Origin of the sequence: Halorubrum ezzemoulense (assembly GCF_004126515.1) — an archaeon.
Taxonomy (GTDB): domain Archaea; phylum Halobacteriota; class Halobacteria; order Halobacteriales; family Haloferacaceae; genus Halorubrum; species Halorubrum ezzemoulense.
Window position 1 is genome coordinate 1,393,773 of record NZ_CP034940.1, and the last position, 26,607, is coordinate 1,420,379.

The window sequence follows — 26,607 nt, forward strand, 5'->3', positions numbered from 1 at the left end:
GCGTCTCGTGTGAACGCATGTCTATGGCCGACCGGCCGCCGATACGCGTCCTCTGCGTGGACGACGAGCCGGGGTTCGCGACGCTCACCGCGGACGTCTTGGACCAACAGCACGACGACATCAGGGCCGTCGGCGTCACCTCCGCCGAGGCGGCGCTGGACCGGCTCGACGAGTCGACGTTCGACTGCGTGGTCAGCGACTACGACATGCCCGACGTCGACGGGCTCGAACTGCTCGACGCCGTGCGCGAGCGCTACCCGTCGAAGCCGTTCATCCTGTTCACCGGGCGCGGCAGCGAGGCCATCGCGAGCGAGGCGATCTCGTCCGGCGTCTCCGACTACCTCCAGAAGAGCGGCGGCCAAGAGCAGTACGAGCTCTTGGCGAACCGGATCCGAACGTGCGTCACGCGGCTCAGGGAACGACGGGACCGCGAGCGCGTCGAGGACTGGTACTCGCAGCTGTTCGAACAGCGGCTGATCGGCGCGGGGCTGTCACAGGACCGGAGCTTCGAGCTGGCGAACCGCCGCCTCGCCGAGATGCTCGGGATGCGGCGCGACGAACTCGTGGGCGAGCCGGTGTCGTCGATCGTCGCCCCGCACGATCGGGACCGAGTGGTCCGGGCGATCCGACGGCGAGAGTCCGGCGACGACGACCGCGTCAGATACACGATCGACCTCCTGGCGGCGGACGGCTCCACGTTTCAGGCGACGGTGGTCGGGAGCCGCGTCACCTACCGGGGCGAGCCCGCGATCCTCGGGCTCATCCAACCGACCGGCGCGGACGAGGCGGCGGCCTCGCAGGCGGTCCGCGGCCGCATCGAGGCCGCGAGCCGGATCCTCTCGCGCCCGCCGTCGGAACTGGACGCGCCGCTCCTGTCGACCGCGAACACGCACCTCGCCGAGGTCCTCGGAGCGCTCGACACCGGCGACTCGTCGCCGACTACCCCCGATCCGACCCGCCCCGTACAGCTCTCCGACGCCGTCGGCGAAGCGGTGTCACAGGCCGGCCTCTCGGCGACGGCGACCGTGACGGTGGACCCGGACGGGTCCATCGACCGCGACCGCGGAACCGTCGTCCTCGCCGTCCGGAACATCCTCCAAGCCGCGCTCGACGAGGCGGTCGACGCGGTCGCAGTCGACGCGCGAACGACGGCCGACGGCTTCCGAGTGCTCGTCCGCGACCCGCGGTCCGAGTCCGCCGAGGAGTGTTGCGTCGCCGAACTACCGTTCGATGTCGGCCTCGCCGGCGACGCGATGTACGGGATCGACCTCTTCATGCGGCGGATCCCGGGTGGCGTTCGCTGCGACGCGGTCGTCGCGGAGGGGTGAGTCGTCGGGCGACCGCTCAGCGGATCACGAACGCAGGCTCTTCGATCCGTTCGCTCTTACACTCGGGGCACCGTGACGGCTCGTTGACCGGATCGTCGAAGCCGTCGAACCCGCACTCGCGACAGGTCGGCGGCGCGACGAGAAACTCCTCGTCGGCCCCGCCGTCCCTTTCTTCGGATCCGCTCTCATCGGTAACGGACCGCGAGACGTGTTCGAGGTGTTCGTACACCGTCGGCGTCGGCAGCGACAGCGTCGCCGCGAGGTCGCTCGCGGTCCGCGGCTCCTCGCGGAGGGCGTCGGCGATCCGCTGGCGAGTCGTCTCCATACCCAACGTTCGACACGGGCGAGTAAAACCGCCCGGTCGGCGTCCGACGCCGACACGGGCACAAGAGGTATGTCACCGGAGTGAGAGCGGGAGAGTATGAAAGCCGTCGTACTCGCGGGTGGCTACGCGACCAGGCTCTGGCCGATCACCGAACACCGGCCGAAAATGTTCCTCCCGGTTGGGGAAAACACCGTCATCGACGAGATATTCGAGGACTTGGAGGCCGACGACCGGGTCGACGAGGTGTTCGTCTCGACGAACGAGCGCTTCGCCGACACCTTCGCGGAGTACCTCGACGACAGCCCCTTCGAGAAGCCGACGCTCTCGGTCGAGGAGACGGTCGAGGAAGACGAGAAGTTCGGCGTCGTGGGAGCGCTCGAACAGCTCGTCGAGCGGGAGTCGGTCGACGACGATCTGATCGTCGTCGCCGGCGACAACATGATCAGCTTCGATCTGGGCGACTTCGCCGACTTCTTCGAGGACAAGGGAACGCCGACGCTGGCGGCCTACGACGTGGGCGACCGCGAGCGCGCGAAGTCGTACGGCCTCGTCCAGCTGGACGGCGACGAGGTGGTCGACTTCCAGGAAAAGCCCGACGACCCGGAGTCGACGCTCGTCTCCATCGCCTGCTACGCGTTCCCCGCCGAGACGCTCCCGAAGCTCACCACCTACCTCGAAGACGGCGAGAACCCCGACGAGCCCGGCTGGTTCCTCCAGTGGCTCCAAGAGCGCGGGGCGGTCAACGCGTACACCTTCGACGGCGCGTGGTTCGACATCGGTACCGCCGACAGCTACCTCGACGCGGTCGAGTACGTCCTCGACGGCGGGACGCTCGTCGACGACGACGCGACCGTCGAGGGGAGCGACCTGGGCGACGTGGTCCACGTGATGGGCGGCGCGACGGTGACCGACTCGACGCTCGACCGCGCCGTCGTCTTCGGGGACGCGACGATCACCGACTCCGAGGTCCGCAACTCCGTGATCGACACGGGCGCCACCCTGGAGGGAGTCGACCTCTCTGGCGCGCTGATCGGCTCGCACACCTCCATCACCGAGGGCGACGAGTTCTGACCGCTTCGGGGCGACCGCCGTCTCAGTCGTCGACGCCGGCCTGCGCGTGCGTGTGGTGATAGCAGTCGAACGCGGGCTCGCTGCCGTCGGTCGCGGGGTAGAAACAGACCCGTTGGTAGCGCTCGTTGTCGAGCAGGTTCGCCACGAACCCGCCGGTGTGTCGGGAGACCGAGTCGTACGGGTCACCGCAGGCGGGACAGTTCGCCGGCGGATCCTCGGGAACGTACATGCGGCGCGGTGGTCGGAGGTACGTCCCCGAGCCGGAAAACGACCGCGCCGAGCGGCGGCGGTCGGAGCGGCTCAGGACCCGTTCGAGGAGTCGCCGCTCCCGCCCTCGACGCCGAGCGCGTCGAACAGCTTCCGCCGGACCGCCTCCTCGGTGAGGTGGAGGAGCGTGTCGCGCTTGTCGCCGCTCGCCTCGATGCCGGTGAAGATCCCGAGCGGGATCTCGAGCGACCCCTGCGTGGAGTGGCCGGCGGCGTCGCCCATCTCCGAGAACGCCTCGTCGAGCACGTTGCCGATGTTCAGCCGGATGTCCTTCGAACGCGCCGCGAGGTAGATCTTCTCGTCCGCGATGCCCAACACGGCCGTCGTCGTGATCCCCTCTAGGTTGAGGAGGTGTTGCGCGGCCTGCGCGAGCGCCTCGCGGTCGCGGATGAACCCGGCCGTCGAGAAGAGGTGGCTCCCCTGGACCTCGCGGTTCTGGATCGCCTCCGCGAGCACGTCCAGCGTCTCCGGACTCATCGACGGCGACTCCACCTGTTCGAGCGTGTCGTGGTTCGCGAACGGGTGGAGGTACGCCGCCGCGGTCAGGTCGGCGGGCGTCGTGTCCCGCTTGAAGTCAAGCGTCTCAGCGCGGATCCCGTAGAGGAGCGCGGTCGCGACCGCCTCCGAGGGGGACTGGTCGAACTCTTGGAGGTACTTCGTGAGGATCGTCGACGTCGAAGAGACGTTGGTCCGCACGTCGACGAAACGGGCGTCGAACGGCACCTCGGCCTCCAAGTGGTCGAGGTAGATGTCGACCGACACGTCGAGATCGAGGTCCTCGGCGGCGGCCTTCGCGAGGTCGACGGCCGCGATCGTCTCGTACTCGGAGAGCGGCGAGGCCTCGCCGCGGGCGAGCAGGTCGATCCCGAGGAGGTTGACGAACGCCCGGTTCTCTTGGTGGCCCACGTCGCCGGAGTAGATGATGTCGGCGTCGACGCCGAACGCCTCCGCGATCGCCTGGAGCGCGGTCGCGGACGCGATCGAGTCCGGCTCGGGGTTGTCGTGCGTGAGGATGGCCATCCGGTCGCCGCCGTCTTCGATGATCTCCGCTAGCTGGCGGGCCATGTACTCCAGCTCGCCGGTCTCCAGCGACTGGAGGGCACTGTCGGCGATCACCGTCGAGGGGTTGATCACCACGTCCGCGCCGCGCTCGCGCAGCTCGTCCTCGCTGACGGGGTCGGAGGCCCGGGCCACGAGGTAGTGGTCGCCGCCGGTCTCTCTGACCGCCGAGACGGCGGCCTTGTTCGCTTCCACGTCGCTGGCGAGGATCAACACGATGTCGCGGTCGGCGAGCTCGTCGACGACGTCCGGCTCGGCGATGTCCTGGACGCGCGCGTTGAGGTCCTGGTCGCGGAGCGCCTCGACGCGGCTCTCGTCGCGGTCGAGGATGAGGACGTCCTTCCCGCGCTCGGTCAGTTCCTCCGCGACGGCGTGACCGACGCTTCCACAGCCGAGGATGGCGTACCGGGTCCGCGCGGATCCGGATGCCCCACTACTCATTGGAGGGATTTCCGCGGCACGACACTTAACGAGTGCGCTCTCGGCGTCGTCCCCCGGCCACGAGGTCGCCGAGTCCGGCGGCTTCGCTCCCGAGAGACGCGTTCGGGTCCGAACGCGATACCGTCGCTTTCGTGCGATTGTACCGGCGTCCGCCGAGCGCCGACGGGGTCGAATGAAAAGGCCTTTTACCGTGACCCGGGTATGAACTTGTGAGGGCCGGTAGCTCAGTTAGGGAGAGCGACGGACTCTTAATCCGTCGGTCGCGTGTTCAAATCGCGCCCGGCCCGTACACTGAACCGCAGAGCGACAGCGATGCGGTGAGGGAACCGGACGGAAGCGATTTGAAGTAGAGAAGTCGCAGCGCGAGCGAAGCGAGCGACCGTCTTCTCGTGGTTCACAATCGCGCCCGGCCCGCTTCTCATAACGGTTCACCGTCCACTGACGAGTTCCCGCGTTGTGCCGCCGTCTCGAAAGGCGGAATCACGAACGGGGTAGAACGCCAGATCGGCGCCATCGAGGTGGCCGACGGCTCGGAGAACTAGCCGAGGGGGAAGAGTCGTGCCGAGACGGTTGATACGAACGTTGAACGGACGGCTCTGCCCGTCGACGGGACTCCTGGCGGACCGCACGGACAAACGGACGAGGGATCGAGCGCCACAGGACCGACACTCGATTCCGGCCCGCGGGGTGGCCGGAGTCAGACTGCGTGTGACACTCCTCACCCGTCTGGGAACTCAACGCCCGTGAACGCGAAGCGAGCGCCGCCCTCGGCGCTCTGCTCGACGCCTATCTCCCACCCGTGAGCGGTGGCGATCTGCTTGACGATGGTCAGTCCGAGGCCCGCGCCCCCTTCGCCCGTGGTGACTCCGTCTTCGAACAGTCGGTCGCGAAGGTCGTCTCGAATCCCCGCGCCGGTGTCTTCGACGTAGAACCCGTTCGGAATGGCTCCGACCCGCACGGTCACGTCCTCGCCGCCGTGTTCGACCGAGTTGCGGAACAGGTTTTCCAAGATCTGTCGTAATCGGCTCTCGTCGGCGGAAATGGCTATCTCTGTCTCGACGCGCAGCGACGCGTCGCCCGTGTCGACGCTCCCCCACGCCGACCGGCTGACCGCTTCGAGATTCGCGGGGGCGACTTCGTCGATCCGGTCGCCCGCCTTCGTCAACGAAACGAGGTCGGTGATCAGGGCCTCCATGCGAGTGAGGGCGGCGTCCGCCGTTTCGAGGTGTTCGCTGTCGGACTCCCTGCGGGCGAGTTCGATCCGCCCTTTCGCGACGTTCACCGGGTTTCGGAGGTCGTGACTGGCGACGTCGACGAACTGATCCAGCTGCTCGTTCCGCATCGTCAGGCGCTCGTTCGCCCGTTCGAGTTCGGAGACCGTCTCCGCGAGCTCCTCGTTCGTACGACGAAGCCGCGCCGCGTACACGCCGATGACCGTGCCGAGCGCCGCGCCGACGCTCAGCGATCCGGTCATCGAGAGCAGGATCGACGAGTCCGCTCGGGAGGCCATCTCCCCGAACCAGGCTCCGAGAATCACGAACGCGAGAAATCCGGTGACAGTCCATTTCAACACCGTCCGCTGACTCGTCGCGGCGACCCCGTCCGATCGGAGCCGCCCGTACGACACCAATCCGACTCCGATGAGCATCGGAACCGCGGCCTGGAGTGCGAGTATCCCAAAGTCGACGTCCACGAGCACACTCATCACCCCTGTTACGACGATGATCGCCGCCCCCACGATAACGACGGGATTCATCTGAGTGTCGGGAGCCATTTTTGGATGTATTCCAGTATGCGATATTTAAATAATTTCGATATGTACGAGAGCCCTCGGCGCTCCGAGCGCCGGTCGAGGCCGTGATCGAGGGTCGAAACGAGCCCATGTGGCGCACTTATCCGGGCATTCAGCACGGCAGCGACCGAACAGATTATCCCGGCTACCCGCGCTGTGTTCGACGAAACACCCAGAAATAATCAATATAACGTCATTTCATCGAGGCTGACCTCCGGCGCGCGGAGCGGTCGGTCGAGACGGCCGTCCCGCTCGTCGAGGACCTCACGACCGTCCACCCGTTCTTCGTCGAGCCGAGGCGGCTCTCCGAGTCGATGCACGAGTCGAGCGCCGCGCCGACGGAGCGCGATGAGTGACGCCACGCCGCGGCCGGTCGGGCGGTCGCGCCGAGCGGCCCGCGGTGGGTGATTCCCGTGGCGCTTCTCGCCTCGTCGGTCGTCGTCTGCGAGGCGAACAAGACCCGGGCCGACCTCTCCGGGCTCTAGCTCGACGAGTACGCCCCCGCCGAGGGCTGACGACCGCCCAGTTCGCCGAGGCGTTCGACGGCGGGGTCGCGGTCCTCGTGCCGGACGAGTCGCTCGGCGACGGGGCGGCCGAGGAGATACTGGAACGGTCGCGGTCGGAGGCGTCGCACTGTCGCGTGCTCTGCGTCAGGGAGCGGTCGGCCCCGGACGCGGAGGCGCCGTACGGCCGCGACATCGAACGCCCGGTGTTCGAAGCGGACCTCGTCGACACCGTCGAGACGCTGTTCCACCGGGCCGACTACCACCTGCTCTTGGACCAGCACTACCGGACCACCGTGCTCATCTCGGCGTACGAGTGGCGGGACGGCGGTGATCCGACGGACGACGGCCGGTACGACCGACTCGTCGGCCGGACCGAGCGCTTCCGGAAGTAGCTGACTCGGCTGCGACGACGGATGAGCGGCGAGGACGTTCGCGCCGTCGCCGAGGGGATCGCGGTCGGCGACGGCGACGGCGTCGCCGAGCAGGAGTCCGTCGAGAGCAAGTACCGCCCCGACGAGTGCGCCCAGCGCGGGAGCGACTGGACCGAACGGGTCGACGGCGAACGGGCGGCGGTGAAGACCGGCGCGTACGTGTGGCGGTGCGAGCGCTGCGGCCACGTGGACATGCGGGCGGGCGCGAACCACCGACGCGTCACCTCCTCCAACCGCTGAGGCGGTCGGCGAGCAGTTCGTTCAACCGCCCCTGCGCCGCTCGCCGCGGCGTGGGTGATTTATGTGCTTCGCCGACGACGACGCTGCGTACATGTCGAGTCTCGACGACGCGGCGGCGGTGATAACGGGAGCGAGTTCGGGAATCGGTGAGGCGACGGCGCACGCGCTCGCCGAGCGCGGGGCGAACGTCGTCCTCGTGGCGCGGCGGCGCGAGGCGCTCGAATCGGTCGCGGACGACGTGCGGTCCGAGCACGACGTCGGGGCCGTGGTCGCGGACGGCGACGTGCGCGACCCGGCGACCTCGCAAGCGGCGGTCGAGGCCGCGGTCGACGAGTTCGGCGACCTCAACGTGGCCGTCGTCAACGCGGGCGTCGCCCGCGGGAGCGACGTGGCGACGATGACCGACGAGGAGTACTCGGTGATGCAGGAGACGAACGTCGACGGCGCGTTCTTCCTCACGCGCGCGGCGCTCCCGCACCTCACGGAGAGCGAGGGGAGCCTGATCGCGGTCGGCAGCTTCGCCGGGGAGTACCCGCGGTCGTTCAACCCCGTGTACGCCGCGACGAAGTGGTGGGTCCGCGGGTTCGCGCACAGCGTCGCGGCGCAGGTCGGCGACGAGGGCGTGGCCGTCTCCGTGGTCAACCCCTCGGAGGTCCGGACGGAGTTCGGGAGCGAGGACGGCGAGCCGTTCGAGGAGCGGTTCGAGCCCGGGAGCGTCACCGAGCCCGAGGAGGTGGCTGAGGCGATCGCCTTCGCCGCGTCGCGGCCCGGCTCGACGGCCCAGGAGATCGACCTCTTCCGGCGCGACAAGTTCGCCGACACGCTGTAGCCGCCCCGGTCCGGGCGGACGAGCCGTCGAGCGTCGGGCCCCGGCCTTCGAACCGTAACCCCTTTTGAATCACCGGACGGCGGACGCGTGTGAGCAACGCGACGGACGGACCGAAGCGATCGCAGTTCTGGGCGCTGTACCTCACTCGGTTCGCGGAGGGGTTCGGCTTCATCACGTTGCTGACGCTTCTGCCGACGTACATCAACGCCTTGGACCCGCAGGCGGTCACCGTGTTGGGCGTCACGGTCTCGGCCGGCTTCGTCATCGGGATGTACACCACCGGGTTCACGCTCGCGCAGACGGCCGCGGTGGTCCCGCTCGCGTGGGCCGGCGACCGGTTCGACAAGCGGCGCGTCCTCCTCGCCGTTCTCGTGGCCGGTGCGGGCGTGTACGCGCTGTTCCCGCTGGTCGACTCCTCGGCCACGTTCGTCGCCGTGCGCGCGCTTCAGGGGTTCGTCGTCACCGGCGCGGGGCTGATGACGCTCTCGCTCGTCGGCCAGATCGCCGAAGCGGGCACCCGGGCAGACAAGATCGGGAAGGCGAACGCCGCCTCGTTCGCCGCCTCGATACTCGGCTCCCTCGGCGCGGGCGCCATCTACGACGCCGTCGGCTTCGGCCCCGTCTTCGGGGTCATCACGGCGCTGATGGTGGCCGCGTGGCTCGTCACGTGGGGCGTGCTCGACGACGACCCGACGCGGATCGAGGGGTTCCCCTTCACCGACCTCGCGGTCAACCGCAAGCTCCTGACGATATCGACGTTCCGGGCGCAGTACGCCTTCGCGGTGACGATGGTCCGGACGTGGGTTCCCATCTACGCGGGGACGGCGGTCGGCGGCGGGGGGCTCGCGGTCGGGGCGACCGCGGTGGCGGTGACGGTCACCGCCGAGAAGGCGACCAACATGGTCGGGCAACTGTTCACGGGTCGGCTCTCAGACGCCTACGGGCGGTCGCTGTTCGTGTTCGGCGGCGGCGGAGCCTACGGGGTGATCGCGATGGCGATCCCGTTCTCGGCGCCGATCGGTGCCGCCCTCGGTAGCGGCGTCACGGTCCCCGTACTGGGCGCGCTCCCGCCGGCGTACCTTCCGCTCGTCTGCCTCTCGGGACTCCTCGGCGTCGCCGACTCGTTCCGGGAGCCGGCCAGCATGGCGCTGTTCGCCGACGAGGGGACCGACGACGGCGGCGTCGCCTCCAGTTTCGGCATCCGAGAGCTGGTGTGGCGGCCGGGGTCGGTGGCCGGCCCTCTCATCGCCGGCTGGCTCATGGTCGAGGTGAGCATGGCGTCCGTCTTCTACGTCGGCGGCGCGTTCGCGGTCACCGGCGTCTTCGCGTTCCTCGCGATCCTCGCGCGGGACCACGGTCGTGCGGCGCTGACGACGTGGTAGGGCCGCGTGCGACCCGCACACCGAGCGGTTACGTCCCCTTACCGCTTCCGCAGCGCGGCCCGGTAGTGCGGGCCGTTGCCGGAGCCCTCGCGGTCGACCGCGTCCACGACCCAGTCGGTCTCGACGGCGGCCTCGCGGAGTCGGTCCGGCGAGAACAGCCGGAAGTGGAGCGTCGGGTCCGTCTCCCCGTCGTACCGGAACCACATGAGGCGGTGCGCGAGCCCCGGCGTCGGGTCCGCGCGGTAGCCGAACAGGTCTGCCGCCTCGGAGTGCTCGGGATCGTAGCAGTCGACCACCGCGGTCGCGTCGGGCGTCGTCACGAACGCGAGGTCGCTGAGGAACGCCGAGAGCCCGCGCATCGACCCCGCCAGCCCGATCTGCGTCCCGATCGCGAGCGCCGACGCGAATCGGTCGCGCTCGAACGACTCGCGGAGGGCGAACATGTCGCCCTCCCTCGCGTCGGCGACGCCGCGGTCCCGCATTGTCTCGACGAGCGCCGGGCTGGCTTCGACGGCCACCGTCTCGAACCGCTCCTGAAACCGCAGCGCGTGGCGGCCAGCGCCGGCGCCGAGGTCGACCAGCGGGCACTCCAGCCGGGACGCTAGCCACGACCCCGCCTCGTCGTCGGGGTCGAACTCGGTGAAATAGAACGCCTCGATCGGATGTTCGCGGACCGCCTCGCCGTCTCCCTGGTAGAGCGGCTCCGTCCGGTCGCCACGGTTGTGGTCGCGGAGCGCGCGTCCGAAGGCGTCGGCCATACGCCGGACTGTCCGCTCACGGTGAAAAGCGGTCCGTGATATCGTCACGCAGTGACGCACCGGGTCGCACCTCGTGTCCGCCGGCGACGGGACCGGACGCAGTTGACCGTTCAGTCGTCGCCCTCGGCGGCCGACCCGCCGGTCGAGTCGGCGACCCGCTTCGTCTCGCTGTCCACGCTGATCCCCTCCCAGTCGTCGTCGGTGTGGAACCCCTCGCGCTCCTTCGCGCCGGGGGCGACGCGCATGAACTCGGCGCGCTCCCGGGCGCCTTCGAGCGTGTGCCCGCCGCAGTACGAGAGGCCCGAACGAATCCCCTGGCAGAACTCCTCGGCGACCGTCCCCACCGGGCCCTTGAACGGCGTCAGCGCCTCGACGCCCTCGTCGGCGCCCACGTTCGCGCCTTTGTCGTCCCGGTCCTCGGCGGCGGCGGTCGTCGCCATCCCGCGCGACCGCTTGTACCGCGTCCCGTCGACCTCGACGACCGCCCCCGGGGCCTCCGCCGTCCCGGCGAAGAGGCTCCCGAGCATCACCGTGTCGGCCCCCGCCATCAGCGCCTTCGCCGCGTCGCCGGAGGTCCGAATGCCGCCGTCGGCGCAGATCGTCACGTCGAGGTCCGCGGCCGCGGTCGCGCAGTCGTCGACCGCGGTGAGCTGTGGGACGCCGGCCCCGGCGACCTTCCGCGTCGTACAGTGCGAACCCGGCCCGATGCCGACCTTCACGCAGTCGGCCCCGGCCGCCGCGAGGTCCTCGACGCCCGCCGGCGTGGCGACGTTGCCGGCGACGAGGTCCGTCTCCGGGAACTCCGCCGCGATCTCCTCGACGGCCGCGATCGTCCGGTCGAGGTGGCCGTGCGCGACGTCGACGACGATCGCGTCCACGCCGGCGTCGACCAGCGCGGCGCTGCGAGCGAGGTGGTCCTCGTTGATGCCGACCGCGGCCGCGACCCGCTCGCCGGCCGCGGCCACCCGCTCGACCTGCGCCGACTGCTCGTCGACGGTGAGGAAGCGGTGGAGGACGCCGAGCCCGCCGGCCCGCGAGAGCTCGATCGCCAGTTCGGCCTCCGTGACGGTGTCCATCGCCGCCGAGACCAGCGGGGTCTCCAGTTCGACGTTCGGCGTGAACCGCGTCGACAGGTCCACGTCGCTCCGGCTGTCGACGGGCGACCGCTGCGGGACGAGCAGCACGTCCCCGTAGCTCAGCCCGGTTCGTAGATCGTTCATACCCTTAGCGGGACGGGGGACGGACGGTAAAAAACCTCTCGATAGCCGGAGCGGGCGCGGTCGCGCTGCCGCGACGCGTCAGTACCCCTGCTCGGCCAGGGCGCCCTCGAGCGCCGCGAGGACGTACTCGACGTTCTTCGGGCGGGCAGAGTGCCCCATACAGCCGATGCGCCAGATGTCGCCCTCCAGGTCCCCGAGCCCGGAGGCGATCTCCAGGTCGTACTCGTCGAGCAGGCGGTCGATGACGGCGGCGTCGTCGACCCCGTCGGGCACCCGGACCGCGTTCAGACTTGGGAGCCAGTACTCGTCGGGAGCGTTCATTTCGAGGCCCAGATCGCGGAGCCCTACCTTCAGGTCGCCGGCGACCTCGCGGTGACGCGTCCACCGCTCTTCGATCCCCTCCTCGGCGACGAGGCGGAGCGCCTCGCGGAGCGCGTACACGTTCGTGATCGGCGCGGTGTGGTGGTACGCGCGCTCGTCGCCCCAGTACCCCTCCAACAGCGAGAGGTCGAGGTACCACGAGCGGGCCGGCTCCTCGCGGTCGAGCACCTTGTTCATCGCGCGGTCGTTGAGCGTGAGTGGGCTCGCCCCCGGCGGACACGAGAGGCACTTCTGCGGGCCGGAGTAGGCGGCGTCGACGCCCCACTCGTCGACGCGCATCTCGACGCCGCCGAGCGAGGTGACGCAGTCCGCGATCACGAACGCGTCGTGAGCGTGCGCGATGTCGGTCAGTTCGGAGACGTTCGGCTGGCGGACGCCCGTCGACGTCTCCGCGTGGACGAACCCGAACACGTCCGGCTGCTGTTCGTTGAACGCGCGCTCGACGTCGACGGGGTGGAGGGGCTCGCCCCACGGGGCGTCCACCTCGACGACCTCGCCGCCCGCGCGCTCGGCCATCGACTTCATCCGGCCGCCGAAGTAGCCGTTCGTCGGTACCAGCATCGTGTCGCCCGGCTCGACGAGGTTGCCGATGGCGGCCTCCATCGACGCCGACCCGGTCCCGGAGACCGGGATCGTCCACTGGTTGTCGGTCCGGAACGTGTAGCGCAACAGCTCCTGGACCTCGTCCATGATCTCGACGAACGACGGGTCGAGGTGGCCGACGAGCGGCGTGCTCATCGCCTTGAGGACGCGCGGGTGGACGTCGCTCGGACCGGGGCCCATCAGCGTGCGGTCCGGCGGCGTCAGCTCCCCCACGTCGGGCGCTTTCTCGTCGACGCCGCGTTCGGCGTATCGCTCTGACATGCGCTTGATAGTGGTTACGATAAATCTTTACCAGTAAGATACGGCCAGATATTTGGTTCGGTGATTGCGCTCAATCCTCGTGTCATGTAGTCTTTCAGCGTTGAGAGATCTGGAACAAGGCGGTACTTGAACCACTCTTGGAGCTGATCCCAACATCCTTCGACGGCGTTCAATTCGGGAAGCTTTGACGGGAAGTACCACACTTCAAGGTCGTCTCCACGCACGCACGAGACCGAACTGTCTCCGACAGTTTCGGTCTCTCGCTCACCGCTGACGTGTTCCCAGAGATCCCTCGCGTAGAAGTAGCCCGCTCGGTCCAGAAACACCACTAATTCATCACCAAACTCGTCTTTCAATGCCTCTAACAGCCGAATTCCGTGGAATCTGGTCAAGTTCTCTTCCGTCCAGCAAAAGAGGCTGTCACCGTCGTCGGTGACAGCGCCCAGCACTGTCACCGACTTCCAAGACGTTGCCGTCTCTATCGTCGGATTTGACCCGATTGGGTACCAGCCACGCCGCTGGACAGTTCCGACGTGTTTGGTGAACTGATCGACGACAACGACCGTTTTTTCGCTCAATTCGGGCTGTTTTTTTCGACTGTCTCTTGGAACTCGGCCTTCTCCTCGGGGTCAGCTTCGTGGTGTCGAGGCCGTGCTGTCCGCAAGGACAGTCCGGCCTCTCTCAACAACTCGTACGCGTAGTTCTCGTGGTATTCGACGCCATACTCTTTTTTGACGTGGTGGAGCAAGAGCTTCGCAGACCACGCTTGCTGGTCGTAGCCGAGTTCAGTCGGTGGCTGTTGTAGCTGTTCGAACAGCTGTTCACGCTCTTCTCCCTGGATTTTTGCTGGTCTTCCTGGTCGAGGTGTGTCGTAGGGAGCTTGCTCGATCGGTTCTTTTTCGAACCGATCGAGCCAGTTGCGGATCGTTTTCTCGACGACGCCATGGCGTTCAGCCAACGTATCCAAGTGATCGCCCTGTTTGCGTCCGATCGCCGCGAGAACACGTTCTCGCGGCTTCCCTTCGTCGATCTGCCCTTTGAGTTCGTAGAGTTCCTCAAGCGTGACCCCGTCGAGCCGACTCATTACCAGCTCTACTACGCATAAAGGTAAATATTTTCTTTAATCACTATGAGTCCAGCCAGCGGTGACAAAAACCCGACGGAACGCGCGGGCTCGCCGACGCAGTGACGGCCGACGACGACGGCCGGCCGCTATCGCTGCGCCGCGAGCGGGTGCCCGGACGATCGAAGTCGCCGCACCGCGAGCGGGCGCCCGGCCGATCGAACTCCGTCGACCCGCGCAGACGCTCGGTGGTCCGGGGCGGTGACCACCGGTACCTAAATCCCCGTGACGCGTATGACGCGACATGAGCGACCGCGCGGGCGAATCGAGCGCAGACCAGGACCTCCAGACCGTCATCGACCGGATGGCCGACGGGTTCTTCGCCCTCGACGCGGACTGGAGGGTCACGTACGCCAACGAGGAGGGACGGCGGATCCTGCGGGCCGCGATGCGCGACGACGCGGTCGATCCGAGCGAGACGGTTGTGGGGTGTCACCTGTGGGACTCGATCCCGAATTCGACCGGGACGGAGTTCTACGAGCGGTACCACCACGCCATGGACGTCCAAGAGTCCGTCTCGTTCGACTCGTACTACGAACCGCTGGGCGTCTGGTTCGACGTGCGCGTGTTCCCCTCCGACGAGGGGCTCTCGGTGTACCTCCGGGACATCACCGAGCGACGCGACCTAGAGCGGCGCCAGCGGGAGAGCCTCCGGGCCATCCAGCGCCTCTACGCGGTCTCCTCGGACCAGGACCGCACCTTCGAGGAGAAGGTCGAGGCGATACTGACGCTCGGCTGCGAGTACCTCGACGTGCCGAACGGCTTCCTCACCCGGATCGAGGACGGCACCCAGCACGTCGAGATATCGCACGCGGAACACCCGCTGCTACAGGCCGGCGAGACCTGCCCCCTCGACGAGGCGTACTGTAAGCGGACCATCGAGCGCGACCGGCTGTTGACAGTCGTCGACGCCTCCGAGAACGGGTGGAACGACGACTCGGCCTACGAGACGTTCGGCCTCGAGACGTACATCGGCGGACAGGTCGAGATCGACGGCGAGCAGTACGGGACGCTCTGCTTCGCCGCGACCACGCCGCGCGGCGAGCCGTTCACGGACACGCAGCGGACGTTCGTCGAACTGCTGACGCGGTGGGTGAGCTACGAGCTGGAGCGACAGCACGCGGCGGAGCAGCTCGAACGCGAACGCGACCGGCTCGACGAGTTCGCCAGCGTCGTGAGCCACGACCTCCGGAACCCGCTCACGGCCGCCCGGGGTCGGCTGGACCTCCTCGCGGAGGAGTCCGACAGCGACCACATCGCCCCGATCGAGCGGTCGCTCTCACGGATGGAGACGCTCATCGACGACCTGCTGGCGCTCGCGCGCGAGGGGAGCGACGTCGAGGACCCGGACCCGGTCGACCTCGCGGCGCTCGCGACCGACGCGTGGAAGACGAGCGACAGTCGGGGCGGGACGCTCCGCGTCGCGCTCGACGACTCTGAAGTCCTCGCCGACGAGGCGCGGCTGCGACAGCTGTTCGAGAACCTGTTCCGGAACGCCGTGGAACACGGCGGCGAGGACGTGACGGTCACCGTCGGACCGCTCGCGGACGGCGCCGGGTTCTACGTGGCCGACGACGGAGAAGGGATCCCCGAAGCGGAGCGGGACCAGGTGTTCGAGACCGGCTACACGACGACGACGGACGGGACGGGGTTCGGGCTGAACATCGTCGCCGAGATCGCCGACGCGCACGGCTGGGCGGTGCGAGTGACGGCGTCCGAGGCGGACGGCGCCCGGTTCGAGATCACCGGCGTCGAGGCCGCCTGAGCCGTTCGGTCACTCGGCGTCGACGAAGTCCGGCTCCGTCCGCTTCTCCGCGCGCTCGTCGACGAGGTGGTCGACGAACGTGTCGAGGTCGACGTCGCCGCGCTGGTTCTCGAAGCGGTCGCGCACCGAGACCGTGCCCGCCTCCTGCTCGTCGTCGCCGACGATGACCATGTACGGGAGGCGGTCGTCGTGGCCCGCGCGGATCTTGCGGCCGACGGTCCAGTCGCGGTCCTCGACCTCGACGCGGAAGCCCGCGTCTTCCAGCTCGTTCTTCACGCGGTGGGCGTAGCCCAGCGTCTCGTCGGAGACGGGGAGGATCCGAACCTGCTCCGGCGCGAGCCACAGCGGGAAGTTCCCGTCGAAGTGCTCGATCAGCACCATGAAGAACCGCTCGTAGCTCCCGTACAGCGCCCGGTGGATCATCACCGGCTGGTGCTCCTCGTTGTCCTCGCCCGTGTAGGTCAGGTCGAACCGGTCGGGCATGTTGAAGTCGAGCTGGACGGTCGGACCGTCCCAGACGCGGCCGAGAGCGTCCTCGAAGCCGAAGTCGATCTTCGGGCCGTAGAACGCGCCGTCGCCGGGCTCGATGTCGTAGTCGTAGCCGCCCGATTCGAGCACGTCGCGGAGCTGCTCCTCGGCGGACTCCCAGATCTCGTCGCCGCCGACGGACTTGTCGGGGCGGGTCGCTAAGGCGACCTCGACCTCCAGATCGAGCGTCTCCACGACCTCGAAGATCATCTCGATCACCGACTCGATCTCCTGCCGGATCTGGTCGGGGCGGACGAACAGGTGGCCGTCGTCGATGGTGAACGACCAGACGCGCGAGAGGCCCGACAGCTCGCCGCGCTGCTCTTTCCGGTACACCTTCCCGTTCTCGAAGTAGCGCTGGGGGAGGTCGCGGTACGACCAGTTCTGCTGGTCGAAGATCGTCGCGTGGCCCGGGCAGTTCATCGGCTTCAGGCCGTACTCCTCGTCGTTCACGTCGAGGAGGAACATGTCGTCCTTGTAGTTCTCGTAGTGGCCGGACTGCTTCCACAGCTCCGTCCGGAACACGTGCGGCGTCTCGACCTCCTCGTACCCCTTCTCGCGGTTGAGCTCGTTCGCGAAGTCGGACAGCTCGCGCAGCACCGTCTTCCCCGGCGGGTGGTACAGCGGCAGGCCGGGGCCGGTCACCGTCGGGATCGAGAAGAGGTTCATCTCCTGCCCGATCTTTCGGTGGTCGCGCTCTTGGGCCTCCTCGCGGAGTTCGAGGTACTCTTCGAGGTCGGACTCGCTCGCGAACGCGGTGCCGTACACGCGCGTCAGCGTGTCGTTCTCCTCGTCGCCGCGCCAGTAGGCGGCCGACACCTCGAGCAGCGTCGCCGCGCCGATCTCGCCTGTCGACTCGACGTGGGGGCCCTGACAGAGGTCCTGCCAGTCGTCCTGGACGTAGAAGGTGACCTCCTCGCCGTCGGCCTCTTCGTCGAGTATCTGGCGTTTGTACTCGTTGTCGGCGTAGATCTCTTTCGCCTCCTCGCGCGAGCGGACCTCGCGCTCGATGTCGTAGTCGGCGGCGATTATCTCGTCCATCTCCGCCTCGACGGCGGCCAGGTCGTCCTCGTCGACGTCCACGTCGGTCACGTCGTAGTAGAAGCCGTCGTCGGTCGGCGGGCCGATCGTCAGCGTCGCCTCCGGGTGGAGCCGCTGGAGCGCCTGCGCGAACACGTGGGCCGCGGAATGGCGCAACACCGTGAGGTACTCGTCGGACTGGTCGGTGACGATCTCGATCCGCGCGCCGTCGTGGACCGCCGCGTGCTTCTCGACGAGTTCGCCGTCGATCTTCCCCGCGACGGTGTCGCGACCGAGCCCGGGGCCGATCTCGAAGGCGACATCCTCGACTGTCGAGCCCGCCGGAACGGTGAGTTCTGATCCGTCCGGCAGGACGACCGTCACCTCGGCCTCCGCATCGGTCTCGCTCATACAGTGTCGGAACCGGACGACCGGCATAAGTGTGTTCGATCCGCGGCGCCGAGCGTCACGGTCGACCGGACATCGTTCGGCGCTCGCCGCCAGATCCCGGCAAGTCACGCCGCCGCTCTGGAGCCCCGGATCGGGAGCGAGCGATGGCAACACACAAATCACCCGGCAACGTTTGCCGCCCTATGACCAGTCATCGGGAGCCCCTGTCGTCGGTGTTGGAGGCGATCGGGGAGACGCCGCTCGTCGAGGTCCACGACGCGCCGACCGCGGTGCCGGTGTACGCCAAGCTGGAGTCGTTCAACCCGGGAGCGAGCATCAAGGACCGCATCGGGAGGTACATGCTCGAACGCATGCTGGAGCGGGGCGACCTCGGCGAGGGCGGCACCGTGGTCGAGCCGACCGCCGGCAACACCGGGATCGGGCTCGCGGTCGCCGCCAAGCAGCTGGGGTTAAACGCCGTCTTCGTCGTTCCCGAGCGCTTCTCGGTGGAGAAACAGCAGCTCATGCGCGCGCTCGGCGCCGAGGTGGTGAACACGCCGAGCGAGGACGGGATGGGGCTCGCGATCGACCGCGCCCACGAGATCGCGGCGGAGCTCGACGACGCGGTCGTCCCCCAACAGTTCTCGAACCCGCTCAACGCCGAGGCACACTACGAGACGACCGCCCCCGAGATCGACGAGGCCCTCGACGGCGAGGTCGGCGCGGTCGTCGCCGGCTGCGGCACGGGCGGGACGCTGATGGGGATCGCCCGCTACTTCCGCGAGGCCGACCCGGACACCCACGTCGTCGCGGTCGAGCCGGCCGGCTCCGCGTACCGCGAGTTCCTCGGCGAGGACGTCGACCACGAGGCGTACAAGACCGAGGGGATCGGCACCCACGACACCGGACGCAACGAGCTGTTCGACCCGGACCTCGTCGACGAGATCCAAGCGATAGACGACCGCGACGTCCACGAGGAGATGGGCCGGCTCGCGAGCGAGGAGGGCCACCTCGTCGCCTCCTCGTCGGCCGCGAACGCGATCGCGGCGAAGGGGGTCGCGCGGGAGATCCGCGACGGCAAGATAGACGCCCCGCACGACGCGGTCGTCACCGTCTTCCCCGACTCCTCCGAGCGCTACCTCTCGAAGGGCGTCTACCGGTCCTTCGAGGAGTGGGAGGGGTAGGTGGCGGAGCGGCGCGACGCCGCCCAGACACCGGCCGGTACCGCGGCCGCCGCCCGGTCCGTTATCCGCGCAGCCGACCGTGTTCGACCTTGAGACAGCGGTCCTGAACGACGTCGATCCCGTCCTCCTCCGCGGCCGCGGCCGCCTCGTCGTGGCTGATCCCGAGTTGGAGCCACAGCGTCCCGGCGTCGCCGCGCGACGCGTGTCGCTCGCGGACGGCCTCGGCGATCTCCGGGACCTCCTCGCTCGGCCGGAACACGTCAACGATGTCGATCTCTTCTTCCACGTCGCCGACCGCGTCGTACGCCGGTTCGCCGAGCACCTCGTCCGCGAACGGATTCACCGGGATCACGCGGTACCCCCGGTCCTGAAGATACGCGGGCACGTCGTGCGCGGCCTTCCCGGGCGTCGTCGAACAGCCGACGACGGCGATCGTCTCGGCGTCGAGCAGGCGGTCGAGTCCGGCGTCGTCCGTGACGGGCATGGTCGACGATTCGATCGCCATGCGATTAAACGGATCCCTAGCCGCTGTGAAGAGAAGCGTGGTCGTCGGCTCCCGGTCAGGGGAGTCGGATCTCGGGGTCGCCGTCCTCGGGGACGGTGACGATGCCGTCGAACAGCTGTTTGAGCGTGTTCATCGCCTGGTCGTCGTGGGCGGTCGAGTCGATGCTGTACAGTCCCAGTCCGTCGACGCTCTGGACGCGGCCCGTGAACACGTGGAGGAACCGGAACACCGTCTGGAGGTCCGAGTACATCAGCAGCGTCGACAGCGAGTGGACCATCACGCGGTTCTGATCGATACCGCGGTCGCCGAACGCCTGGAGGAACTCGGAGAGCTTGATCCCGATCCCGGTCATGTCTACCGGCGAGGAGGCGTACTTGATACGGTCGGACTCGCGGGTCTCGCCCCCCTGCTGGCGGGTGACGCAGTCGACGACCGCGACGGGCTTCCCCTCGTAGGGCGTCCGCTCCTCGTAGTCGCGGAGCACCCGATCGGCGCCGTCCTTGGTGGTGACGACGATGGCGCCCTCGTCGCGATCGGTCCCTGCGGCGAGGACGTCCATCATGATCGACCGCTTCCCGCTGAGCGGCGGGCCGGTCAACAGAATGTTGGTCCCGGGATCGACCTCGGCGTCGAAATGCGGCGTCAGCTCATACATGGACGCACCTCGGGGGCGGCGACGTCGGCGCGATCCACTCGTTCGGCCGCGAGGCCGTGCGACCAAGACACATCTACTACCTGAACATGCCCGCTCCGAATAATATTCTTTTTGATCGGCCCCTGCGACGCGACGGCGCGTCTCGATCGGGCCGTGGACCCGATCGGACGGCGAATTCGGCCGCCAGTGGGGGGCCGAACGCCGCCGAACCGTGGAAATCTATCACGCAGGCGAATCGACCGATCGGCGACGCCGGGCCGGAACCGACGGACTGCGCGGCGCCGGTTTCGAATCGCGGGACTTAACACGCTCTCGGATGTAAGCCGACGTGAGGGCGCTTAGCTCAGTTTGGACAGAGTGCTTGGCTTCGGACCAAGTTGCCACGGGTTCAAATCCTGTAGCGCCCACTCACTCGCGGTCCGTTGCCGAACTAGTCTTAATTCTACTGTAGAGTCTCGGATCGAATGGTGGGTGTAGAGAGCTTGCCGGATTCATCCCGCACCTAAAGGCGCGGGTATTCTCCTTGCGTCTTCTAACACTGGCGTCACTCGCTTACCGTTCCGATCGGTTGCCGGTTACTAGAGACGGTGCGGAGCGCACACGAGACTCACAATTTCGGCCGCCGCTCGCGAGCTCGGTGTCGAGTAGCGACGGGAACCGGACTCAGTCGGCTTCGAGGTGCTCTCGTCGCGTTCGCCAATGAGGGAGACTCGACCGCGATCGTGATACGACTGTCCCCCTGCGGGTCGTAGCGGTCCACGAGCCCCGCGTCCTCAAGCTTCGGAAGCCGTCGATCGATCGTCTGATCGGAGTTGAATACGTCGCACAACGGCGCCTCCGGATGCTTCCGGACTCGGCGAACCGATCGGCGTCCCCGCTATCTTTTTGTGACTCGTCCGGCTCCCGATAGTCGTGCCTATTCGGAGCGCGAAAGACGCGGCGTCGCTCTACGCGGAGGTCCGGGACTACGACCTCGTCGTGACGCCCGACGCCCCGCTCGCGAGCGCGATCAACCGCCGCCTCGACCGCCCGCACTTCGGAACGTTCGCGACCACGCCGCGCCGCCTCGCGGCCGGTCGCCGCGAGCAGGCGGAGGACCGCCGGGCGTTCCTCGAGATCGTCCGACAGACCGACCACGACTGGAAGGCGGTCGCGTACGCCGTCGGGAACGTCCTCCAGTGTTGGGAACACACCGGCCGGCTCGGCGCGGTCTTAGAGTACGACGCCTACGTCGACGACGCGACCCGCGAGGTCGTCGAAGTCATGCGGACGCTGCGGACGACCTCGAAGCGGCTCACGGAGTACGCGATCGACGACGGTGGGTCCGTCGCCGTCGTCGGGTACGACCAGCTGACCGAACTGGAGCGCGGCGTCCTCCCGGAGGCGTTCGATCGCGTCGACCTCTTCAGCGGGGAGGCGTTCGACCCCCCGCCCTTCCACGTCTTCGAGTCGGCGACCGACATCGTCGCCGCGCTCCGCGATACGATCACGGCGCACAATGCGGACCGCGTCGCCGTCGTCCTCGACGGCGGCGGGAAGTACTCCTCGCTCGTCGAGTCCGCGTTCGAGGCCGCGGGCATCCCCTTTTACGGCGGGCCGGGGTTCGCGGACGACCCGCACCACCGGACGTTCGTCCGGCTCCTCCGGCTCTGTTTCCGGGGGAGCGACGCGACCGTCGGCGACGCCGCCCCGATCCTCGCGCAACTGGGGATGGACGTCCCGACCGCGGACCGGGAGCGGCGGTTGGCGGCCGTCGACCACCCCGCCACGGAGTGGCTGCGGACGTTCCGCGACGGCGTCGGCGACCGGACGTTCGCGGCGGCGCTCGACGCCTACGCGACCGAGGCCGGCGTCGAACTGGACCGGCTCGACGAGGAGCTGCGGAACCTGGGGCTCGCCGACGCGCAAGTGACCGCCGGCGCGGTCGACCGACTCGCCTACTACCTCCAGACCTACGAGGTCCCCGTCGACAGGGAGAACGAGGGCGTCCTCCTCGCCGACGCGAAGTCCTCCGCGTACGTCGACCGCCCCGTCGTCTTCCACCTCGGAATGGGAGAGGAGTGGACGCACTCGGCGCCCCAGCGGCCGTGGGTGGACACCGAGACCCAGTTCGCGCGCTACGTCGGCGACTTCCAGCGCCTGCTCCAGAGCGGTGACCGACGGTACTACCTCGTTCAAGACGCGGCCGGCGGGGAGCCGGTCACTCCGTGCCTGTACCTCGGCGACCTCCTCGACGAGGAGTTCGAGCGGTTCAGCGACCTCGACTCGGTCGAACACCGGCCGCGACCGCGGTCGACGGGCGCGGGCTTCGACCGTGAACCGACCGGAGTGGACCCCGAGACGGTCGGGAGGGTCAGCCAGTCGACCCTGAATAGCTACGTCAACAGCCCCCGGGACTACCTCTTCGGGCGGCTCCTCGACACTCCGGATCGGGAACGGTTCGTCGAGGGGACCCTCTTCCACGACTTCGCGGAGTTCTACGTGAACCACCCCGAGGCGGTCGCCGCGGCCGACACCGACGCCCTCGTCGACGCCATGCTCGCGGAGACCGAGGCGTTCTCCTCGGCCGCCGACGAGCCCCTCCGCCGCCGGAAGTACCGCATCGGACTGGAGCTGATCGCGGAGTATCTCGACGAGGAGGGGCCGGAGTCGGACGACTTCCTCACGGCGGCGTCGGGGTGGGGAACCAATTTCTTCGCGGAACACTTCGACGAGCCGGTCGACTCGCCGCTCACCGAGCGCTGGTTCGAGGACGATGCCCTCGGCGTGAAGGGGAAGATCGACCTCGTGCGGGCACCGACCGCGCTGCTCGATTACAAGAGCGGACGCAAGAAGCGCACCGCACAGGTCGTCGGCGACGCGGCGGTCGACCCGCCGGCGGACGCGCCGAACTTTCAGGCGGCGCTGTACCTGACGTACTACCGGTCGGTCCGTCCGAATGAGCGGCTGGAGTTCACGTTCTTCCACTTCCTCGAGCCGATGGCCGACGTGATCGCGGGCGACGCCGACCTCGGCGACGCGCTCACGACGGTCACCTACCACCCGGTCGCATTCGACGAGTACGTCGGCTCCCGGGATGCGTACGAGCGGCTCCTCGACGGCTACACCGACTGTCGGGAGACGTTCGAGGACCTCGGCTACTCGGCCTACGAGCAGGTTGTGGCCCCGCTGACGTTCCCCGAGACGACCGACAAGGGCGAACTCCGCGACTCCGAGTTCGCCGAGCGGTTCACCGCCGCGGTCGACGCGGAAACGTCCGCGGCCGTCGACGCCGAGAAGGGCGCGGACCAGGCGATCCGAGAGCTCAACGGCGCCCGCAGGCGGGCCTTCTTCCGCGAGGACCTCGACGCCTTCGAGGCGTTCGTCGACGAGCGCCTCGACGAACTCAACGCCCGGCGCGCCGGCGAGGAGCGGTTCCCGGTCGACGGGCTCGCCGGCGAGCCGAACTACCGGCGCGTGGACAACCGCGACCTGCTGTTGGAGGGGGACCGATGAGCGAGCCGGCGCCGAACGAGGCCCAGCGAGAGCTCATCGAGAGCACGGCGGGGACGCACCTGGTCGACGCCGGTCCCGGGACGGGGAAGACGTTCGCCGTCACCCGGCGCTACGGACGGATCGTCGACCGGCCGGACGTGGAACCGGACGACGTGCTGCTGGCGACGTTCACGCGGAGCGCCGCGACCGAGATGCGAGAGCGGATCGTCGACCACAGCGCGTACGGCCTGCGGGAGCTGGCCGACGCCCCGATCCGGACGTTCCACTCGCACTGCCACGAACTGCTTCAGGAGCACGGGTACGCCGCGCCGACACACCTCGGCCTCGACGAGCGGATCACGGGGTCGACGCGGATCCTCGAAGACGAGCTGATCGAGGCCGAGCGGTTCCGCGAGTTCTTCGGCGGCTTCCGCGACGACCACCCGGAACACGCGGCGTTTTACCGCGCGCTCGCCGAACCGGGCGAGCTGCTCGACCTGATCGGAGAGCTCGCGTCGAAGGGGATCTTCCCCACTGCCGACGGGTGGTATCGGGGCGGCGAATCATACCTCGACGGCGACTTCGAGGCGTTCAGAGCGCGGTTCGACGCGGCGAACCGACCCCGGAACGACGGCCGGAAACAGTCGGCGCTGCGCGAGGACCTGAGCGACTTCGGCCGCCACAAGACGTACCGCTCGGACGCCCCGTCGAAGTCGGAGCTGCGCGGCGGCCGCGGGACGAAGCGCCTCGACGACGACGTGGCGCGCGTGGTCTTCGACGAGGACCGCGACGGGCTCAAGGCGTTCGTCCGCGACGTGTACTTCGAGTACCTGCGATTTGCGCTGCGCCGCAACTACCTATCCTTCAGCTTCCTCCAGCTGTTCGCGTTCGTCCTCCTCTGCGAGGACGAGCGCGCCCGCGAGGCGGCGCAGTTCGAGTACGTCATGGTCGACGAGTTTCAGGACACGAGTGAGCTCCAGTTCAAGCTCGCGCTGCTTCTGTCCGGGACCGAGAACTTCTGCGCCGTCGGCGACTGGAAGCAGAGCATCTACTCGTTCCAGTACGCGGACGTGCGCAACGTCACCGAGTTCGAAGCGCGGCTGGAGCGGTTCGCCGCCGAACTCAACGACGACGCCGACCGGGTCCCGTTCGACGCGACCGACCCGATCCGGATCGAACTGCGGGAGAACTACCGGTCGACGGCGTCGGTCATCGACCTCTCGGAGCGGGCGATCGCGGCGCCGGCTGCGAGCGGAGATACCGTCGCGGTCGACCCCGACGACGTCGTCGGGCTCTCCTCGAACGCTCCCTTCGACAACACGGTCGTCGAGGGAATCCGCCACGAGGACGAACACGAGGCGGTCCTCTCGAAGGTTCAGGCGATCGTCGGCAACGACGACTACGCCGTCGAGGGGGCGGACGGCGAACCGCGACCGCCGGAGTACGGGGATATCGCGGTGTTCACCCGGACCCGGGACTACGGGCGGGAACTCCTCGGCGCCGCCGACGAGTACGACTTCCCGATGGCCTACGACGGCGGGATCGAACTGTTCCGGACGGATCCGGCGAAACTGCTGCTCGCGTGGCTTCGGATCCTCGAAACCGACGCCGACCGCGGCTGGGCGGTGGTCCTCGAACGGGCCGGGTACGCGTTCGACGAGATCGGTCGCTTCCTGGAGACGGGGTCGTACCCTGACGACCCGGCGGCGTTCCGCGACGGGCTCCACGATCTGGAGTCGGTCGGCGCGGTCGCCCGCCGCGTCCTCGACCGCTACGGCTTCGCGGGCGACGCGGCGGACGTGCTCCTCCACACGGTCCAGTCGGTCCACGACGCGACGACGGCGACTCGCGGCGAGCTGATCCGGTTCATGGAGCGCGGCGTCGAGACCGGCAGCACGGTCGACGTCGCCGCGTCCGCGGGCGACGACGCGGTGACCGTCCAGACGATTCACGCCGCGAAGGGGTTGGAGTATCCGATCGTCGTCATGGCGAACATGAACGCGGGGCGCTTCCCGCCTCGAGCCGGCGGATCGAGCGTCATCGAGTACCGGGACCCGGTGGGGCTCCGACAGCAGAAGGTGTACTCGGCGGAGCGGGCCCACCCGCACGTGTACGACAACTGGCGGCACGACGTGATCCGGCGCTGCCTACCGCGGGCGTACGACGAGGAACGCCGGCTGCTCTACGTCGCGGTCACGCGCGCGGAGAGCCACGTCGTGTTCGCGGCCGGCGAGGACCCGAACACGTTCCTCGAGGAGCTTCCCGTCGCCGTCGAAGAGATCGAACCAGCGGTCGAGTCGCTCGACCGCGAGGAGCCCGCCGACGCGGAACTGCCGTTCTCGGTGACGGCGCCTGACGGCCCGATCGGTCACAGCCCACACTCGCTGATGGACGAGACCGTGTTCGAGGCGGCGGACGAGCGGTCGGAGGCGGGCGCCGAGGCGGCGCCCGAGACTCGCGGCATGGACTTCGGCTCTCGGGTCCACGACTTTGCGGAGGCGTACGCGCTCGGCGACGACGTGACGCCGTCGAACGACCACGAGCGGCGAGTCGTCGACCTACTCGACGGGCTGTCGGGCGAGCGGTACGTCGAGGAGCCGGTGACGCTCCCGCTCGAGGTCGACGGCCGCCGCGTCACGGTCTCGGGGATCGCGGACCTCGTTCACGTGACCGACGACCGGGTCGCGGTCGTCGATTACAAGACGGACTCGACGCGGCGCGCGCGGGCAGAGTACCAGAAGCAGCTCAGCGTCTACTACCACGTCCTCGACGAGTGGTTCGCCGAGAAAGCGGTCGAAACGAGCCTATTCTACACGAGCGATGGGACGCGCGAGCGGGTCGAGCCACTCGCCGTCGAGGAGCTGCGCGCGCTCGTTCGAGCGACCGAGTCGCCGTCCGGGTGAGGCCCCGACCGGTCCGACTGGCGCTCCCGACTTGCTCCCTCGCCGGCGCCACCCGAGGTGAGTGACCGTCTCGCGCCGGCCCCGTGACGGGGTGGAATTTTTGTCGACGCGAACCGCACGACGCGTATGGCGCTCCCCGAGGCAGGACCGACCCGCGCCGGCGTCG

General features: G+C 68.5%; 22 protein-coding genes and 2 tRNA genes. 12 read left to right on the plus strand and 12 right to left on the minus strand.

Annotation, left to right across the window (positions count from 1 at the left end):
* The first annotated feature begins 17 nt into the window (after nucleotides 1-17).
* Nucleotides 18-1,328: a response regulator gene (locus EO776_RS06975; protein ID WP_094494638.1), complete on the plus strand. Its 1,311-nt coding sequence runs from the start codon at nucleotides 18-20 to the stop codon at nucleotides 1,326-1,328.
* Between the two features lie 16 nt (nucleotides 1,329-1,344).
* Here the strand turns inward: EO776_RS06975 and EO776_RS06980 are convergent, their stop codons facing one another.
* Complete coding sequence (locus EO776_RS06980) at nucleotides 1,345-1,653, minus strand: transcriptional regulator (RefSeq protein WP_049929682.1); 309 nt, start codon at nucleotides 1,651-1,653, stop codon at nucleotides 1,345-1,347.
* 96 nt (nucleotides 1,654-1,749) lie between these two features.
* On the opposite strand from EO776_RS06980, the gene EO776_RS06985 reads away from it, so the two are divergent.
* On the plus strand, nucleotides 1,750-2,724 hold the full coding sequence (locus EO776_RS06985; RefSeq protein ID WP_094519889.1) for a sugar phosphate nucleotidyltransferase: 975 nt from the start codon (nucleotides 1,750-1,752) through the stop codon (nucleotides 2,722-2,724).
* A gap of 22 nt (nucleotides 2,725-2,746) precedes the next feature.
* Here the strand turns inward: EO776_RS06985 and EO776_RS06990 are convergent, their stop codons facing one another.
* Together EO776_RS06990 and EO776_RS06995 are read right to left on the minus strand one after the other, a co-directional pair.
* A complete protein-coding gene (locus EO776_RS06990) occupies nucleotides 2,747-2,953 on the minus strand; it encodes a hypothetical protein (RefSeq protein WP_094494639.1) in 207 nt (68 codons plus the stop codon).
* A 71-nt stretch (nucleotides 2,954-3,024) separates the two neighbouring features.
* Complete coding sequence (locus EO776_RS06995; protein WP_086220460.1) at nucleotides 3,025-4,491, minus strand: DHH family phosphoesterase; 1,467 nt, start codon at nucleotides 4,489-4,491, stop codon at nucleotides 3,025-3,027.
* Between the two features lie 213 nt (nucleotides 4,492-4,704).
* Here EO776_RS06995 and EO776_RS07000 point away from each other — a divergent pair.
* A tRNA-Lys gene (locus tag EO776_RS07000) sits at nucleotides 4,705-4,778 on the plus strand.
* A 431-nt stretch (nucleotides 4,779-5,209) separates the two neighbouring features.
* Here the strand turns inward: EO776_RS07000 and EO776_RS07005 are convergent.
* Entirely contained in the window at nucleotides 5,210-6,265 is a 1,056-nt protein-coding gene (locus tag EO776_RS07005; protein WP_241988236.1) for a sensor histidine kinase, read from the minus strand.
* 580 nt (nucleotides 6,266-6,845) lie between these two features.
* Between EO776_RS07005 and EO776_RS19310 the strand changes: the two genes are divergently transcribed.
* The 4 genes from EO776_RS19310 to EO776_RS07020 all read left to right on the plus strand — a co-directional run bounded on the left by EO776_RS19310 (nucleotide 6,846) and on the right by EO776_RS07020 (nucleotide 9,671).
* The gene (locus EO776_RS19310; protein WP_241897967.1) at nucleotides 6,846-7,181 is read left to right on the plus strand and encodes a hypothetical protein; all 336 of its coding nucleotides are present in this window, start codon (nucleotides 6,846-6,848) and stop codon (nucleotides 7,179-7,181) included.
* A 21-nt stretch (nucleotides 7,182-7,202) separates the two neighbouring features.
* Nucleotides 7,203-7,460 carry a hypothetical protein gene (locus tag EO776_RS19315; RefSeq protein ID WP_241897966.1) on the plus strand — a complete coding sequence of 86 codons (258 nt, stop codon included), beginning with the start codon at nucleotides 7,203-7,205 and terminating at the stop codon, nucleotides 7,458-7,460.
* A 91-nt stretch (nucleotides 7,461-7,551) separates the two neighbouring features.
* Nucleotides 7,552-8,289, plus strand: coding sequence for an SDR family oxidoreductase (locus EO776_RS07015; RefSeq protein ID WP_094519934.1), 738 nt, complete (start codon nucleotides 7,552-7,554; stop codon nucleotides 8,287-8,289).
* A gap of 89 nt (nucleotides 8,290-8,378) precedes the next feature.
* Nucleotides 8,379-9,671 carry an MFS transporter gene (locus EO776_RS07020; protein ID WP_094494642.1) on the plus strand — a complete coding sequence of 431 codons (1,293 nt, stop codon included), beginning with the start codon at nucleotides 8,379-8,381 and terminating at the stop codon, nucleotides 9,669-9,671.
* 38 nt (nucleotides 9,672-9,709) lie between these two features.
* On the opposite strand, the gene EO776_RS07025 is transcribed toward EO776_RS07020, so the two are convergent.
* The 5 genes from EO776_RS07025 to EO776_RS07045 form a co-directional block, all read right to left on the minus strand.
* The gene (locus EO776_RS07025) at nucleotides 9,710-10,429 is read right to left on the minus strand and encodes a methyltransferase domain-containing protein (protein ID WP_094519930.1); all 720 of its coding nucleotides are present in this window, start codon (nucleotides 10,427-10,429) and stop codon (nucleotides 9,710-9,712) included.
* 110 nt (nucleotides 10,430-10,539) lie between these two features.
* Complete coding sequence (locus EO776_RS07030) at nucleotides 10,540-11,649, minus strand: guanosine monophosphate reductase (protein WP_049929675.1); 1,110 nt, start codon at nucleotides 11,647-11,649, stop codon at nucleotides 10,540-10,542.
* Between the two features lie 78 nt (nucleotides 11,650-11,727).
* Nucleotides 11,728-12,894, minus strand: a complete 1,167-nt coding sequence (locus EO776_RS07035) for a pyridoxal-phosphate-dependent aminotransferase family protein (RefSeq protein ID WP_094519932.1) — start codon at nucleotides 12,892-12,894, stop codon at nucleotides 11,728-11,730.
* A 14-nt stretch (nucleotides 12,895-12,908) separates the two neighbouring features.
* Nucleotides 12,909-13,472, minus strand: coding sequence for a transposase (locus EO776_RS07040; RefSeq protein ID WP_080508661.1), 564 nt, complete (start codon nucleotides 13,470-13,472; stop codon nucleotides 12,909-12,911).
* Nucleotides 13,469-13,978, minus strand: a complete 510-nt coding sequence (locus EO776_RS07045; protein WP_080508662.1) for an IS630 family transposase — start codon at nucleotides 13,976-13,978, stop codon at nucleotides 13,469-13,471. The genes EO776_RS07040 and EO776_RS07045 overlap by 4 nt, the downstream gene beginning before the upstream one ends.
* Before the next feature lie 283 nt (nucleotides 13,979-14,261).
* On the opposite strand from EO776_RS07045, the gene EO776_RS07050 reads away from it, so the two are divergent.
* Nucleotides 14,262-15,782 carry an ATP-binding protein gene (locus tag EO776_RS07050; protein WP_049929673.1) on the plus strand — a complete coding sequence of 507 codons (1,521 nt, stop codon included), beginning with the start codon at nucleotides 14,262-14,264 and terminating at the stop codon, nucleotides 15,780-15,782.
* A gap of 9 nt (nucleotides 15,783-15,791) precedes the next feature.
* Here the strand turns inward: EO776_RS07050 and thrS are convergent, their stop codons facing one another.
* Nucleotides 15,792-17,768: a threonine--tRNA ligase gene (gene thrS / locus EO776_RS07055; protein WP_176454974.1), complete on the minus strand. Its 1,977-nt coding sequence runs from the start codon at nucleotides 17,766-17,768 to the stop codon at nucleotides 15,792-15,794.
* A gap of 155 nt (nucleotides 17,769-17,923) precedes the next feature.
* Between thrS and EO776_RS07060 the strand changes: the two genes are divergently transcribed.
* The gene (locus EO776_RS07060) at nucleotides 17,924-18,904 is read left to right on the plus strand and encodes a PLP-dependent cysteine synthase family protein (RefSeq protein WP_094519933.1); all 981 of its coding nucleotides are present in this window, start codon (nucleotides 17,924-17,926) and stop codon (nucleotides 18,902-18,904) included.
* Nucleotides 18,905-18,965: 61 nt separating this feature from the next.
* Here the strand turns inward: EO776_RS07060 and EO776_RS07065 are convergent, their stop codons facing one another.
* Both EO776_RS07065 and EO776_RS07070 read right to left on the minus strand, forming a co-directional pair.
* The gene (locus tag EO776_RS07065) at nucleotides 18,966-19,388 is read right to left on the minus strand and encodes a CoA-binding protein (protein WP_049930089.1); all 423 of its coding nucleotides are present in this window, start codon (nucleotides 19,386-19,388) and stop codon (nucleotides 18,966-18,968) included.
* A 76-nt stretch (nucleotides 19,389-19,464) separates the two neighbouring features.
* Nucleotides 19,465-20,064 (minus strand): RAD55 family ATPase, encoded by a 600-nt coding sequence (locus EO776_RS07070; RefSeq protein ID WP_086219755.1) that lies wholly within the window; start codon nucleotides 20,062-20,064, stop codon nucleotides 19,465-19,467.
* A 332-nt stretch (nucleotides 20,065-20,396) separates the two neighbouring features.
* On the opposite strand from EO776_RS07070, the gene EO776_RS07075 reads away from it, so the two are divergent.
* From EO776_RS07075 to EO776_RS07090, 3 genes are all read left to right on the plus strand, one after another.
* Nucleotides 20,397-20,471 (plus strand) — tRNA-Arg (locus tag EO776_RS07075).
* Between the two features lie 505 nt (nucleotides 20,472-20,976).
* Complete coding sequence (locus EO776_RS07085) at nucleotides 20,977-23,559, plus strand: PD-(D/E)XK nuclease family protein (RefSeq protein WP_094519493.1); 2,583 nt, start codon at nucleotides 20,977-20,979, stop codon at nucleotides 23,557-23,559.
* Nucleotides 23,556-26,441 carry a UvrD-helicase domain-containing protein gene (locus EO776_RS07090; protein WP_094519494.1) on the plus strand — a complete coding sequence of 962 codons (2,886 nt, stop codon included), beginning with the start codon at nucleotides 23,556-23,558 and terminating at the stop codon, nucleotides 26,439-26,441. The genes EO776_RS07085 and EO776_RS07090 overlap by 4 nt, the downstream gene beginning before the upstream one ends.
* Nucleotides 26,442-26,607: the final 166 nt, after the last annotated feature.

Bases quoted from the DNA above. Each gene is read 5' to 3' on its own strand.
- EO776_RS06975 (WP_094494638.1), top strand. From the start codon at position 18: ATGTCTATGGCCGACCGGCCGCCGATACGCGTCCTCTGCGTGGACGAC.
- EO776_RS06980 (WP_049929682.1), bottom strand. From the start codon at position 1,653: ATGGAGACGACTCGCCAGCGGATCGCCGACGCCCTCCGCGAGGAGCCG.
- EO776_RS06985 (WP_094519889.1), top strand. From the start codon at position 1,750: ATGAAAGCCGTCGTACTCGCGGGTGGCTACGCGACCAGGCTCTGGCCG.
- EO776_RS06990 (WP_094494639.1), bottom strand. From the start codon at position 2,953: ATGTACGTTCCCGAGGATCCGCCGGCGAACTGTCCCGCCTGCGGTGAC.
- EO776_RS06995 (WP_086220460.1), bottom strand. From the start codon at position 4,491: ATGAGTAGTGGGGCATCCGGATCCGCGCGGACCCGGTACGCCATCCTC.
- EO776_RS07005 (WP_241988236.1), bottom strand. From the start codon at position 6,265: ATGGCTCCCGACACTCAGATGAATCCCGTCGTTATCGTGGGGGCGGCG.
- EO776_RS19315 (WP_241897966.1), top strand. From the start codon at position 7,203: ATGAGCGGCGAGGACGTTCGCGCCGTCGCCGAGGGGATCGCGGTCGGC.
- EO776_RS07015 (WP_094519934.1), top strand. From the start codon at position 7,552: ATGTCGAGTCTCGACGACGCGGCGGCGGTGATAACGGGAGCGAGTTCG.
- EO776_RS07025 (WP_094519930.1), bottom strand. From the start codon at position 10,429: ATGGCCGACGCCTTCGGACGCGCGCTCCGCGACCACAACCGTGGCGAC.
- EO776_RS07030 (WP_049929675.1), bottom strand. From the start codon at position 11,649: ATGAACGATCTACGAACCGGGCTGAGCTACGGGGACGTGCTGCTCGTC.
- EO776_RS07035 (WP_094519932.1), bottom strand. From the start codon at position 12,894: ATGTCAGAGCGATACGCCGAACGCGGCGTCGACGAGAAAGCGCCCGAC.
- EO776_RS07045 (WP_080508662.1), bottom strand. From the start codon at position 13,978: ATGAGTCGGCTCGACGGGGTCACGCTTGAGGAACTCTACGAACTCAAA.
- EO776_RS07050 (WP_049929673.1), top strand. From the start codon at position 14,262: ATGAGCGACCGCGCGGGCGAATCGAGCGCAGACCAGGACCTCCAGACC.
- thrS (WP_176454974.1), bottom strand. From the start codon at position 17,768: ATGCCGGTCGTCCGGTTCCGACACTGTATGAGCGAGACCGATGCGGAG.
- EO776_RS07060 (WP_094519933.1), top strand. From the start codon at position 17,924: ATGACCAGTCATCGGGAGCCCCTGTCGTCGGTGTTGGAGGCGATCGGG.
- EO776_RS07065 (WP_049930089.1), bottom strand. From the start codon at position 19,388: ATGCCCGTCACGGACGACGCCGGACTCGACCGCCTGCTCGACGCCGAG.
- EO776_RS07070 (WP_086219755.1), bottom strand. From the start codon at position 20,064: ATGTATGAGCTGACGCCGCATTTCGACGCCGAGGTCGATCCCGGGACC.
- EO776_RS07090 (WP_094519494.1), top strand. From the start codon at position 23,556: ATGAGCGAGCCGGCGCCGAACGAGGCCCAGCGAGAGCTCATCGAGAGC.